This window comes from Imperialibacter roseus (assembly GCF_032999765.1).
GTDB lineage: Bacteria > Bacteroidota > Bacteroidia > Cytophagales > Cyclobacteriaceae > Imperialibacter > Imperialibacter roseus.
In genome coordinates, this window is the sequence record NZ_CP136051.1 from 5,937,058 (window position 1) to 5,950,791 (window position 13,734).

10 protein-coding genes are annotated in these 13,734 nt (G+C 47.3%); 4 read left to right on the forward strand and 6 right to left on the reverse strand.

All coding sequences use genetic code 11. The features are described from left to right. Nucleotides 1-66 precede the first annotated feature (66 nt). From RT717_RS24960 to RT717_RS24975, 4 genes are all read right to left on the reverse strand, one after another. Nucleotides 67-2,202: a 3-hydroxyacyl-CoA dehydrogenase NAD-binding domain-containing protein gene (locus tag RT717_RS24960; RefSeq protein ID WP_317489055.1), complete on the reverse strand. Its 2,136-nt coding sequence runs from the start codon at nt 2,200-2,202 to the stop codon at nt 67-69. A 111-nt stretch (nt 2,203-2,313) separates the two neighbouring features. After that, nucleotides 2,314-3,738 (reverse strand): DUF4403 family protein, encoded by a 1,425-nt coding sequence (locus tag RT717_RS24965; protein ID WP_317489056.1) that lies wholly within the window; start codon nt 3,736-3,738, stop codon nt 2,314-2,316. Beyond that, nucleotides 3,738-5,036, reverse strand: coding sequence for an acetyl-CoA C-acyltransferase (locus RT717_RS24970; RefSeq protein ID WP_317489057.1), 1,299 nt, complete (start codon nt 5,034-5,036; stop codon nt 3,738-3,740). The genes RT717_RS24965 and RT717_RS24970 overlap by 1 nt, the downstream gene beginning before the upstream one ends. A 92-nt stretch (nt 5,037-5,128) precedes the next feature. Then, nucleotides 5,129-8,152, reverse strand: a complete 3,024-nt coding sequence (locus RT717_RS24975; RefSeq protein ID WP_317489058.1) for an AsmA family protein — start codon at nt 8,150-8,152, stop codon at nt 5,129-5,131. Nucleotides 8,153-8,324: 172 nt separating this feature from the next. On the opposite strand from RT717_RS24975, the gene RT717_RS24980 reads away from it, so the two are divergent. From RT717_RS24980 to RT717_RS24995, 4 genes are read left to right on the forward strand one after another with little or no spacing between them, the layout of a single operon-like run. After that, nucleotides 8,325-8,969 carry a DUF4230 domain-containing protein gene (locus RT717_RS24980; RefSeq protein ID WP_317489059.1) on the forward strand — a complete coding sequence of 215 codons (645 nt, stop codon included), beginning with the start codon at nt 8,325-8,327 and terminating at the stop codon, nt 8,967-8,969. Nucleotides 8,970-8,994: 25 nt separating this feature from the next. Then, nucleotides 8,995-10,449, forward strand: a complete 1,455-nt coding sequence (locus RT717_RS24985; protein ID WP_317489060.1) for a pyridoxal phosphate-dependent decarboxylase family protein — start codon at nt 8,995-8,997, stop codon at nt 10,447-10,449. Between the two features lie 26 nt (nt 10,450-10,475). After that, the gene (locus tag RT717_RS24990; protein WP_317489061.1) at nt 10,476-10,697 is read left to right on the forward strand and encodes a UPF0175 family protein; all 222 of its coding nucleotides are present in this window, start codon (nt 10,476-10,478) and stop codon (nt 10,695-10,697) included. After that, nucleotides 10,690-11,145, forward strand: a complete 456-nt coding sequence (locus RT717_RS24995) for a DUF3368 domain-containing protein (RefSeq protein WP_317489062.1) — start codon at nt 10,690-10,692, stop codon at nt 11,143-11,145. The genes RT717_RS24990 and RT717_RS24995 overlap by 8 nt, the downstream gene beginning before the upstream one ends. On the opposite strand, the gene RT717_RS25000 is transcribed toward RT717_RS24995, so the two are convergent. Further along, the gene (locus RT717_RS25000) at nt 11,146-12,249 is read right to left on the reverse strand and encodes a homoserine O-acetyltransferase family protein (RefSeq protein WP_317489063.1); all 1,104 of its coding nucleotides are present in this window, start codon (nt 12,247-12,249) and stop codon (nt 11,146-11,148) included. It abuts the gene before it with no gap. Between the two features lie 31 nt (nt 12,250-12,280). Next, nucleotides 12,281-13,588 (reverse strand): O-acetylhomoserine aminocarboxypropyltransferase/cysteine synthase family protein, encoded by a 1,308-nt coding sequence (locus tag RT717_RS25005; RefSeq protein WP_317489064.1) that lies wholly within the window; start codon nt 13,586-13,588, stop codon nt 12,281-12,283. Between the last annotated feature and the right edge of the window lie 146 nt (nt 13,589-13,734).

Here is a 13,734-nt window from a genome sequence, read left to right on the forward strand (position 1 = left end):
TGTAATTTTTACTTTTTCTCTCCAACTCTCTGATTCAAGCGTCCGCTTGGATCCAACTCATCTATTTCAATAAAACTTCTTCCCTTTCTCAGCCAGCTCCACCAGCAAATCGGCTGGCTTAAACCTGCTGCCAATTTCTTTCTCGAGCTGAGCCATTTTATCGACAATGGTTTTCGCTCCCTCGGAGTCGCTATAGCGAAACGGTCCACCCAGAAAAGGAGGGAAACCCAACCCGAACACCGCCCCGATGTCTCCATCTCGTGGCTCTTTCAATATACCATCTTGCAGGCAGTAGACTGCTTCGTTGATCATGATTAGTGACAGCCTGTCCTGTATTTCGGAATCAGTAAAAGTTTTGCTTCCCCGGCTTTCTATGAACCGCAACGCCTCCTCATTCACTTTGCCCCTCAGTTTCTTACCTGTCTTTTCATCGTACTGTAAAAAACCCTTTCGGTTCTTGCGGCCCTTAAAGCCTGCTTCGGCAAGTTTGTTCAGTAGGTTGGAGCTCTTCGCTCCCCGCTTGTTGAAGAAAGCTTCCAAATCTCCTTTATTGATATGAGCGCCAACGTCAATACCTACTTCATCAATCAAGGTGATCGGCCCGACGGGGAAGCCGAATTTCTTCATTGCCTTGTCCATCTGCAAAGGATCGGCCCCTTCCTGCATGAGCAACAGCGCTTCATTGATGAATGGCGCCAGGATTCGGGTAGTGTAGAAGCCCGGGCCGTCTTTCACTACGATACAGGTTTTGCCCTGCTTCACACCTACTTCCAGCGCTGTGGCAGTTACCCAATCAGCTGTTTTACCCGTAACAACTATCTCCAGTAGGGGCATTTTGGGCACTGGCGAGAAATAATGCATGCCAATGACTGTCTCCGGCCGGGAGGAGGCTTCTGCGATTTTAGTAATAGGCAATGCCGACGTATTCGAAGCGAAGACACAATCCTTGCGCAGAGTGGCTTCAGTCTCTTTCAGTACTTTGTGTTTAATGTTAATGTCTTCAAAAACCGCCTCAATGATCACATCCGCCTTGTGGAAACCCTCGTAAGTAGTCGTGGTGTGTACTTTGTTGATGATAGTTTCGGCGTCCGCTTTGGTGATGGCTCTTGTTTTCACCTTTTTCATCAGCACCAACCAGATGTTCTTTTTGGCCTGGGCCAATGCTGGCTCCTGTAAGTCTTTCAACAAAATATCGGTGCCGTTTTGAACGGTGACTTCCGCTATGCCTTCGCCCATGAGGCCAGCGCCCAAAACTCCTAAAGTTTTAACTGGCCTGGCAAGCTCTTTCATCGGGTTTTTGCGCAGCGCATTCATGGCAAAGAAAATGTTGATCAGCTGAAATGCCTCGGGCGACTGAAGCAGTTGATCAAACAGTTCAGTCTCTTTTTCGGCAGCCTGCTCCCGGGTATGGCTCAATCCGTATTTAACTGCCTCGAGTATTTTATAAGGAGCAGGGTAGTTGCCGTTAGTTTGGCGAAGCATCATTTTTGTTGCCTGGCTGAAAATGATGCCCCTGGTCAGCGGATTGCTTTCCAGAATTTTGGAAGCCAGGGGCACTTTGATTTTCCTCCTGAACTGGCCTGCAGCCAACTTTCTTGCGAGTTTGATCGCCGCATCCAGCAGCTTCGGTTGAAAGACCAGCTCATCAACCAGTCCCATTTTCAATGCCGGAAAGGCGTAGACATTTCTTCCTGTCAGAATGATACTAAGGGCATTCTGCACACCTACGAGTTTTGGGAGTCGGTAAGTGCCTCCCAGGCCGGGAAGCAATCCTAGCTTCACTTCTGGCAAAGCCATCATAGTGCTGCTGTGATTACTTGCCACTCGTCCGGCGCAAGCCAGGCTGATTTCCAGGCCCCCACCCATGCATGCACCATGAATGGCAGCCACACAAGGTTTTTTGGAGTCTTCCAGATCACGCAGCATAGCATGGCCTGCCTGCGCTGTTGCTTTCGATTCACCAGGCTTCATTTGCAAAAACTTCTCTATATCAGCACCAGCCATAAAACCCTTCTTCCGGCTTATCAGCACAGAGGCTTTAAGCTCTGTGTTTGCCTCAATCTGCTGCATTACCTCCCGAAACTGCGCTTCAGTGTCAATCGATATCTTGTTCCACTCTTCTCCGGGCAAATCCATCCAGATCACGCCTACTTCGTCGTGTTTTTCAAAAGTCAGAAAGGAGTTTTGTGCTTTTGAGGCCATGATAAAGTGAATTAATAATCTCCTGGAAACGCTCCCAGAGCTTTAGTATGCATGCAGAGTAAATATAGGCGATTATTTAGGATTATGTAAGGCAAATAAACACGAAGTTCTCTATTGGCTGATCGCCTTTTGTTGCGTGCTATCTTTTCGTATTTCCTGCAGCCTTATTTCGGCCATGCCCCTCACCTGAATAATCATTTGAAGGTCTTTGGAAGTGATAAGAGTAGCTATTGGCATAATCTCCCATGAATCAATATATACCTCCAGTTTTTCTGCCAGCTTTCCCTTTTCTATCCCGCTTGTGATGAGCATGGGGATCATGTCGGCATAGGGCTGGAGTTCATAGGTAAGCTGCTTTTCAACCATCGTCTTTATGGAGCTATGGAGAAGCCAATCAGCAGAAGCCAGAACGGCGTCATCAGAATCTACCACAAAGTCAAAGTCTTCTATCTTAAAACTTTTCGATGTTCTGTCAATCACTGGCTTTCCCTGAAGATAGACATCGCCCCTCACATCGCCTGTCAACCCCAGCTTCACGGCCAAGCCATCCTTCGTGCCGTATACCTCTACATCCTTGATTTGCGCAGAATAACCTGCCGAATCGATCCTCAGCCCCAGCAGCTTTTTTCTGCTGTATTTGTTGACCAGGTCAAACGGAAGTGTACACAGTACGCTTGCCACCAGGCTATCCTGATGGTCTGTTTGAAAACTAAACTCAGGTAATGGCACAGGCGAAACTGTTAGGTCATCTCCTTCCACGAGGGTTGATATTTGAGCCGTTAATTCCGCTTGGGCAGTAATTTGTCGTTCAGGGCCACGGGTCCACCTTGCTTTCAGCGTCTCGGCTTTGGCCAGCAGCCAAATCCTTGGCTCATCCTTTTTTAGTCGGATCGGTTGCTGCAAGTCGCTCCAGATTTTTTCAATGATTTTCCTTGTGTCAATGGTCTCTTTCATAAAACCATCCAGCTTCAGTGTAAGGCTGTCTTGGTGGTCGTTCAGCGCTTTCTCGACAGGTTTTCGGAAATTGATGGTCGCAATCCCGAGATTCATCACTGGGTCGCTTTTCCAGACTATCTCGTCAATAACAGTTTTGGGCCTGATGCTCCAGTCTTTTTCAAAACCAAGCTCCGTCTTAAAGAGTAGTTCCAATTCAAATTCTATCGGCGTTTGATTTTGGATTTTCACACCCAAAATATTCTTCATGTATTGACCTGAAACTTTCAGATGAGCCCGATAGCGAAGGTCTGGTGCTTTCCAGGTCAATATTATAGGCTGTTGCTTAGTAAGCTCAAAGTAAAGACTGTCGTTTGTATTGACCGCTACCCTCTTTCTCAGAAAGGTGCCATCGATTTTTTCGTTGATAAGGGCTTCTACCTTATCCAGGCTAAAGCTGAGAGGGATGGTCAGTCTTGAAACCGGCGGAGCAAGCGTTGAGTCGAGTGTTGTTCTTTCCGGAGCGTCGGTTTTTGCTTTCTTGCAGGAAGCAAGGGCCAAAGCCAAAGCGACGGTAACGGCGAGGCATTTTAAGATATCCATTAGATCTTCTCTAGAATCATCCCATGACCATGCGCTCCGGCAGCGCATGCCGCCAGCAAGGCCAGTTTGCCTTCCTCCCTCTTCAATCTGTTCATGGCAGTAGTTACCAATCTCGCTCCAGTGGCACCAAAAGGGTGACCCAAAGATAGTGAGCCTCCGTGAATATTAAGTTTATCCATGTTTATCTCGCCAGCTTTTGCAGTCAACCCCATCTTCTCCATTGCAAATTGGTCGGAATTCAATGCTTTGAGATTGGTGACAACCTGAGACGCAAAGGCCTCGTGAAACTCTATAACATCCAAGTCTTTCAAGGTGAGGTTCTGTCGGTGCAGCAGTTTGTAGGTGGCATATGCCGGGCCAAGCAGAAGCTCTTCATTGGGGTCCTGACCAGTGAACACATAGTCTCTGATTTGAACCGATGTGTCGTAGCCCAGGGCTTTGGCTTTTTCTTCGCTCATGAGCAACACAACTGCGGCACCATCTGTGAGGAAGGAAGCATTGCCGGCCGTTATTGTTCCGTTCTTTTTGTCGAAAGCTGGTCGCAGCTTTGCTAGCTTCTCAACCGTTGTATCTGCCCGATAGGTATTGTCTTCCTTAATTGCCTCAAACGATGGCGGAAACTCTGCGGGAGTAATCTCACTGGCCAATATCCCTTCCTCAGCGGCTCTTGCAGCTAACTGGTGCGACCGGGCTGCAAATTCATCCTGCTCTTCCCGGGTAACACCAAATCGGGTGCCCATCAGTTCGCAGTCCTGACCCATAGTGCGCCCGGTGGAGTATTCTGCGATTTGGGGTACCTCTGGTTTGAAATCTGACGGACGGAGAGACAACACAAACTTCAGCCATTCACCGGTCGAGCGAATCTTCTGAGAAGCGAAGAGCTTGGTTCTCATTTTCTTGGGAAAGCCTATCGGAATATCCGACACGCAGTCGGTCCCGCCTGCAACAACCACATCGGCATGACCAAGCCTGATCAGATCAGCTCCCTGAGCAATAGCCTGGTTGGCAGAAATGCAGGCCTGGGAAACGGTATGTGCCGGTGTAGTAAAAGGAATACCTCCTGTGAGGGCGCACTCTCTGGCCACATTGGATGTCACAATATTATGCACCACTGTACCCATGATCACCCGTTCAACCTGAGCCGCATCGAGAGATGTTTTTTTCAAAAGACCCGAAATTGCCACAGCGCCCAGTTGATAGGCCATAAGATCCCGATAGCCTGTGCCCGACTTCAGAAAAGGCGTTCGGGTGCCGTCAACTACTACTACTTTTCTTCCGACATATGATTGCTTTGCCATATCTGGGGCTGTTTAATTGGATATAATTATACAAAAAAACCCTCAGGACAATAAACATCCCGAGGGTTTGAAACGTCTCGTGAGGGTGGGAATTATTCTCCTCCTCCTTTTTTCTTTTTAAGCAGCCCCTTCAGTTTGTCGGCAGCCTCCTCTTTCACTTCTTCTTTTTTCTCTTCGACTTGTTCTTTCACTTCTTCCTTAGCTGCCTCTTTTTTCTCCTCTACCTCTTTTACAACGGCTTCTTTCTTTTCTTCAGCCGCTTTGACAGCCTCTGCTTTTGCCTCCTCTGCTTTTTTTGCAGCTTCTTGTTTCTTCGCATCCATTTCTGAAGCTATCTTAGCCTTGGCAGCATCTGTGGCGGATTTGCCACCCTCGCCCGCATCTACGCTTTTCAGTGTCACTTTTGGATCATCATAAGTGCCACCAACGCCGAAGTTCATCACAATATTGGAGGAGATAGCAGAACTCACTCCTGTGACAGACGCTATGGCCTGATTGGCTGCGGCAGATGCGGCACCGGCAGGCACGTTCATGGCCATTACGTAGTCAATTGTGCCATCTATACCATTACTTCCGGCAATCGTGGTTTTGTATTTGCCTACATTCACATCGAAAGGCTTCAGCCACACTCTTCCGTCCCTAATTTCGGCTTGCATAATCACGTCTTTCAAACTCAATGTCCCTGAGTCATCACCAAGTTTTGAAACAGACGACAAAGCGGTCAGCACTTTAAGGTCATTTACTTTGCCCTCAGCGACTTTCACCACACCCTGGCCCAGGATAGACTCCATCACAGGCATCATATCCTGACCCAAAGCGCCCGCCATAACAAAGTCTGTTGAGAACTTGCCTTCCATCTTCTCAGCTATTGGCGCCAGTTGTTGAACTGTTGTGAATGTATTATACGCTGCTTTGATTGACATATCGGTGATTGAAAAGTCGAAAGCAAACATTGGCTTTTCCAGGTCACGGCTATCGTACTCCCCGTCCATAGCAAACAGACCATCCATCAAATTGAACTTACCATTGTCAAGTTTTACCACACCATCTTTCACAATGATATTGCCCTTCATGTTTTTGATCTCCATGTTGTCATACAACAGACTGGTAATACTTGACCTAAGAATGAAGTCGATATTCTTTGGCACTTCCACTACTTCAAGTGCAGCCGTGTCGGCCTCCACAGTGGCAGTGGTGTCTTCGTCGGTCATCCACTCGTTCAGGTCAAACGAGTTTGAAGAAAAGTTCAGCTCGCCTTTGATGGTTTCATCGTTCAGCGTATAGGCCATGTAGTTGGTAATGGCGCCGGTCATGGCCATGTCGCTGCGACCAAGCGTAGCGTTGAACTTACTCAGGCGAACTTCTTTTGGATTGAAGCTCAGTTCAGACTCAGAAATGGCAAAGCCCTGGGGCAGGTCAGCGTCGGCATAGTAGAAGTTGCTTACGGTCATCCCTCCGCTGGTGGCCAGCTTGTCGTATCTCTCGGCATCTACATCCGACATTTTGCCTTTCGTCTGCATGTTGGCAGCGATTTTGCCTTTCAGCTCCATGCCCTCCATTGGGAAGATTTGCATGATTTTCTCTAGGTCAATACCGCCATTTACTGCCAAATCCCAGCTATAGTCATCCAGGTTTTCAAACCTTAGTGTTGATTCAAGCTTTTCGCCATCTACCAACATAGTGAATTTGTCCATCAGCACCACCGTTTCAGCCATCTTGCCGCTTTCGTTTTTGATGGTAGTATGCATATTCATCTGTTCCATCGGTATCGGATACTCCGCATATTTGATGAAACCATCGGCCAGCCCCATTTCCATATCAATTGTCGGAATCGTGTTGGCAATGCTGTCATAAACGCCCTGAGATTTGGCATTCATACTAAAAATACCCTTCATCTCAAGACCTTCCATAGGGAACATAGTGGCCAGCTCACCTAGATTCAGTTTTGCCTGAATGTCGGCTACCATGTCATAGTTCACCAGGTTTTTGATAGTCAGTTTAGCATCAACGGGATTATTGCCGAAGTCAAGATGAAATTGCTTGATGTCAACCAGCGTATTGTCTATGTTGCCATCAGCACAGTCGATCAACATATCAACATTCACATTGCTGACTGCTGAGGGCAGTTCGGGATATTTGAAATTACCGTCGATTACCTTCATGCCGAAGTTGAATGCTGGCATTTGAGTGTCGTTGTAGATGCCTTTAACAAACCCGCTGAACTGGGTGTCGCCAGAGGCTGTCAGCCCGGTGAAGCTATCACTGTACATACCAGGCACAAGCGACAACAACGACTTGAAGCTGTTCTCAGGCGACGAAAAACTAATGTCCATGTCGTATCCCTCCTCTGGCATGGCAAAATACCCGTCAAAGTTGAGTCCGAAATCGTTGAGCGACACCACGTTGTCTTTGAAGGTAAATTTCATTTGGCCCAAGTCCATATTCAGCGCCATGTCGGCTTTGAGCCTTTTATCAGACATATATTCTACGCCGTCGTAGGAAACAACTAAATTTTCTATTTCTGTGTAGGTGTCCATATCAAACACCTCTAGCGTAAAGTCGCCGCTTCCAGTGTGGTTCATTCCTTTCATTGCCATGTAGAACGGTATCGTGGCGTCATCATAAACGATGTTGCCATTTTTGATTTCCCATTTGTCGATGCCAAACTGAACATCGCCACTTTCTGTTGGAGCTTCTTCGGCAACTGGTTCCTCAGAGGGCTTGGCGATATCATAATTGGCTTTGCCATTGGCCAGCACCTTCACGTAAATATTTGGCTCGTTGAGGTACAAGCCGCTGATACGGTAGTTGCCGTTGATCACAGACATGATGTTGACCACCACGTCGACCTGGTCAACTGCAGCAAGAGTGTCCTTCTTAAACTCATCAATGCCAACCACCCCCAGGCCACCGAGTGTTACAGTTAAATTGGGAAAGTTTTTAAAAAGTGTAAGGCCGAACCGTGACTCATCAAAATACACTTTGGCGTTAACATTCTCTGCAATTGCATCGTCGAGCGCCGCCTTAATATCATCTTTATAGATGACCGGCAGTATGGCTGCCGCCAAAAGCACGACTACAATGAATCCACCAACAATCAATAGAAACTTTTTCATGGCTGAGTGATTTTAAATTCGGAAAGGACAATTACCCGTATATATTACGTTTTCGTTTGAAGTAATTAGATGCAAATTAACAATTTAGAATGCTGAATGATAATAACGAGGGGATGATTTATTTATGATGTTTATGCATCAGCATCTATTGATTTTATAATTTTCGCAAACAATGATCTTTACACCCAAAATAATCTTCAGAATACTGCTATGGGCGCTCTTGCTGGTCGGCGGGGTAGTACTGTGGTTCAACAGTGGGTTGTTTGTTGAGCCAACCACAGTGAACCAGCGACACCAGGTACTGCTGAAAGAAATCGAAGCTTTGGGCAAGCTGGAGCTGGTGAAGTACCGGATGCAGGATGTGGTGGAAATAGAGAGGCTTAGCAAGCGCTACCTGGATCTGGGCATTTTCAGGATTCAGGACGGTGGCGACTCAAGGGCGGTGCTGATTGCCGCCGGAGAGGCAGTAGCATGCATCGATCTTTTGAAAGTGACGACATCGGACATTATCGACGGAGACACGCTGGTGATTCAACTACCAAAACCGGAGCTTTGCTACCACAAAATTGACCACAGCAAAAGCAGGTTTTACGACTTAAAAAGGGGCATTGGTCTGGAAGACAAAGAGTTCAACCAGTTTATTGACACTGCTTACGCTCAGGCAGAGGCTCAGATGATGAAATCTGCCCTCGAGGGTGGTATCCTTGAGGAGGCAGAGGAAATGGCTTACAAAATTCTCTTGCCGCTTCTCAATAAAGTTGCGTCCCGGCCTGTAATCATTTATTTCAAAGAGGAGGACGTTATCCGCTTAAACTAAGCTCGTTGAAAACTCTCTACATCAAATGAATCTAGACTTTCAGGAAAAAGAATTTCGCCAATACACCGAGCAAGCGGTATCCATTTACTTCGACTGGTTAAAGCACCTCCGAGGTTCCAAAATCTATCACAACTATACGCCAGCGCAAATTCAGGAGCGATTCAATGAAACGCTGCCAGAGGAAGAAACGCCTATGGAGTCGCTGCTGGCCAGTGTTGGCTCCGACGTTTTCGAGATGTCGAACTTCAACCCGAGCCCCAACTACTACGGGTACATCACAGGCGGAGGCAATCAGGTTGGCATGCTTGCTGAATTTCTAAAAGCTGGGTTGAACCAAAACAACCTGAAGTGGCACAACGCCCCCGCCAACTCCGAAATGGAGAAAATAGTCATCAAATGGCTCTGCCAGTTCATGGGTTATCCTGATGACAGCGCAGGCGTGCTGGTGAGTGGAGGTTCGGAAGGTAACTTCCTGCACCTGGCTGTGATGCGAAAAGTGATGGGGCCTGCTTCTCTTTCTGAGAAGGGCCTTTATGGCCAAAAACCTATGACGGTCTATGTTTCTAATCAGGGTCACTCCAGCTTCGACAAGGCCATGGACCTGCTGGGCATGGGAAAAGAATACCTTCGGAAAATCCCCGTCGACGATCAGTTTCAGGTAAGGGTTGATTTGATGGAAGAAGCCGTTCAGAAAGACCTGAACGAAGGCTTATTGCCTATTGGTGTAATTGGCATTGCGGGCTCCACCAACAATGGCGCCATCGACAAGCTCAATGAACTCGCAACACTTGCCAAAAAATATAAATTGTGGTACATGGTAGACGCTGCCTACGGCGGCCCTGCGGCTGGCACCGCTGTTGCTGGTCATCTTTTCAGGGGCATGAGCGAGGCTGATGCCGTTCTTGTGAACCCACATAAATGGCTCTATGTGCCCTTCCAGGTGGCCGCTGTTATTGTGAGAAAAAAAGAGCACCTCAAAAACACCTTCAGCCTGGTGCCCGACTACCTTCGGGGCGGTTCGAAAAAAACGGAGCGAGAAGACCTGATGGATTTGACGCTACAGCTCACCAAAGACTTTAAAGCGCTCAAGGTATGGATGACGTTCAAAGCCTACGGGGCGAAAAAATTGCGGCTAGCAATCGAGAATGATATTGCGGTAGTGAGGTATTTCCAGGGGCTAGTGAATGCCTCCGAAGATTTCGAAATGCTGGGGCCAGCCAATTTGTCAATAGCTACCTTCCGTTATGTGTCGGAGAACGATGGAATAAAAAGTAACCAGGCAAGAGTTGACGCAGTAAACGAGCGGATACTTGAACTGATTGAAGAAGATGGGCGTATCTTTTTTGCTGGAACCCGTATTGATAACAGGCCCGCTTTGCGCATCAACTGCAATAATTACAGAAGGACAAAAGCCGATATTGACTTTTTACTGATGGTACTGAGAGAATTGGGGGAGAAGGCACTGTTGAGATCCGTTTAGTCGATTTTGCATTATATTTGTCTTACATGAAAACAATTACGCTCAATCTTCCGGAAGAAACCGACGAGAAAGAAGTCAAAATGATCGTTGCTTCATCACTCTTCGAAAAAGGGATATTGTCATCTGGCCAGGCTGCCACCTTTGTTGGCATCTCCAAACGAGAATTTATTGAAACCGTTGGCAACTACGGAGTGTCGATTTTCGGAGAAACAGCAGATGACCTGAAGAAGCCGTTTCCCAATGGCTGAGATTATTATCTCCGACACAAGCTGTCTAATTGCTTATCAACGAATTGACAGGCTAGACATCCTTCAAAAGTTATTTCATGAGGTGATCATTACTGAGCAGGTTCTCTCAGAGTTTGGCTATGCTGTACCTGAATGGATAAAGGTCAAATCAGCGCCGCCCCCGTTTGGTCATAGCATTCTTGAAACGCTCGATTTGGGAGAAGCAAGTTCAATTTCGCCTGCTCTAAAAACACCTGGTTCAATTCTAATCCTTGACGAGCGGAAAGGAAGGAAAGTTGCCACCGACCTGGGCCTGGAAATTATAGGATCAATAAGAGTCCTCCTCCTCGCAAAAGATAAAAAGATTATTCCAAGTGTGCGTGAGATGGTGGATCAGCTTTCAGAACACAAATTCCGATTTTCCACACACGTCGTCAGGCAGCTTTTGATAGAGGCAGGAGAAGCATAGCTACACCGCCACCATCACCCTCTTATAAAACTTCTCAATAGAAGCGCCAATGGCTTCCCATTCTATAAGAAAGCCATCGTGCCCATAGAGCGAATCGATGATATCCAGCGAGGCATCGTCGACATGAGAGGCCAAAAACACCTGCTCATCTATGGGAAACAAAATGTCGGACCTGATGCCAACAAAGTGTGAGTTGGCTTTTATCTGCGAAAGTGCTTTCTCTATGCTGCCTCTGCCTCTGCCTACGTTATGTGAATCCATCGCTTTTGATAGCCTCCAGTAGCTATAGGCATTGAAACGCTTCTTCAGCTTTTCTCCCTGGTACTGCTGATAACTCGACGCCAAATAGTCGTCCGTTTTCTCTGTTGTGTCCTCCTCCTGGGTTCTTTGGTAGGTGAGGTAGTGCCTGTAAGAAAGCAGGGCGATTGTTCTGGCAGTCTTCATTCCCTCAAGTCCTGCATCCGGTTTACTTTCTTTAAAGGTAGCGTCGTTCGCAATCGCCATCCTCTGCGACTCGTTGAAAGCAATGCCCCAGGGTGAATGGTGGGCGTTGGTGGAAACCCCGATGAGGTTCTCGAACACGTCAGGCTCAATAATGGCCCACTCCAGTGCTTGCTGCCCTCCCATAGAGCCGCCAATGAGGGTGTGGACCTTTTCAAAGCCGAGGGATTTTCTTAATTGAATAAAAGCGCCAACTATGTCTCTATTGGTGGGCGTGGGAAAATCGTGAAAGTAGGGCTTGGCTGTCGAAGGGTTTTTATCGAGTGCATTGGTTGAGCCGTAGCAACTCCCCAGCATGTTGGCACATATCACAAAAAACTTCTCAGGATCATACACTTTGCCGGGCCCAAACAACCCTGGCCACCACTCTGAAGGATTAGAATTGCCCGTAAGTGCATGACACACCCACACAACATTGTTCCTTTCGGGGTTTAGCTTACCAAATGTCGTATAGTGCAAATGGTACTCTGTCAATTCCCGACCGGACTCAAGTTTCAATGGCTGGGTCGATCTGTATAATTCCTCGGTTATTTTCACTAAGTCCTCTTCTTTTGGGTTAAAATTCCTCCCGGCCATTGGATGTATAGCCGGGAGGTAAGTCATCAATTAACCTGTATATATAATTAACTAAAATTTACTTTTTAAGCTGGTCAAAAGCCTGTATCAAGTCTGCTTTAATGTCATCTACATGCTCGGTACCAGCCGACAGTCGCAACAAATTAGGGTCAACCCCAGCTTTTAGCTGCTCCTGCTCGCTCAACTGTTGGTGCGTCGTCGACGCCGGGTGAATAATCAGGGTTTTCGAGTCACCCACGTTGGCCAGGTGGCTCACGAGTTTCAATGAATCGACAAACTTTTCTGCGTTGGCCTTACCTCCTTTGACTTTGAATGACAACACACCACCAAAGCCTCTTTTCAGGTATTTCTTGGCCAATGCGTGGTATTTGCTGCTAGCAAGTCCTGGGTAGTTCACGCTTTCAACCAGAGGATGTTTCTCCAGCCATTGCGCCAACTCAAGGGCGTTCTGCACAGTTCTGTCTAGTCTGAGAGAAAGTGTCTCAATGCCCTGGAGTAGAAGGAAAGAATTGAACGGACTTATGGCCGGGCCAAGGTCACGCAAACCTTCCACCCTGGTTCGGATAGCAAAGGCAATGTTGGGCAGCCCCAGTGGATTTCCTTCACCAAACACTTCCCAGAAGTTCAAACCATGGTATCCTTCAGATGGCTCCGAAAACTGCTTGAATTTTCCATTGCCCCAGTTGAAGTTTCCACCGTCAACGATGATTCCTCCTATACTTGTGCCATGACCACCAATCCACTTCGTGGCAGATTCAACCACCACATTGGCCCCATGCTCCAGCGGGCGAAACAGGTAGCCGCCCGCACCAAAGGTATTGTCAACCACCAAAGGAATATTATGCTTCTTCGCTACTGCTGCTATCGCTTCAAAATCGGGAATATTGAATTCCGGATTGCCTATCGTTTCAAGGTAGAGGGCTCTGGTATTTTTGTCGATTAGCTTTTCAAACTCGGCCGGTGAGTCATTTTCTACAAACCTCACGTCAATCCCCAACCTCTTGAAGGCAACTTTGAACTGATTATAGGTGCCTCCGTACAAGTGGTTGGTAGATACCAGGTTTTGGCCTGCTTCCAAAATGTTGTGCAAGGCCAAAAGCTGTGCGGCCTGGCCCGATGCTGTTGCCACTGCAGCAACACCACCTTCGAGGGCCGCTATTCTCTTCTCGAAAACATCCGTTGTCGGATTCATGATCCGTGTGTAGATGTTCCCAAATTCTTTCAGGGCAAACAGGTTGGCACCATGCTCAGAGTTTTTGAATGTATAGGAAGTGGTTTGATAAATAGGCACCGCCCTCGACTGTGTGGCTGAATCTACTTCCTGCCCTGCATGTAATTGCAGTGTTTCAAATCTTAATTGTGACATATTATATGGTGTTTTTAAATTGAAGTTGAATTAAAAAATTGCCTGTAACGGGTTGGCTCCCTGGCCAATAGTCCGTCGTTTGCTGCTAAGCGACAAAGGCAAAAGCGCCTAGCAGCACATACAGCAACAACAGCAGGCAAAAGCCG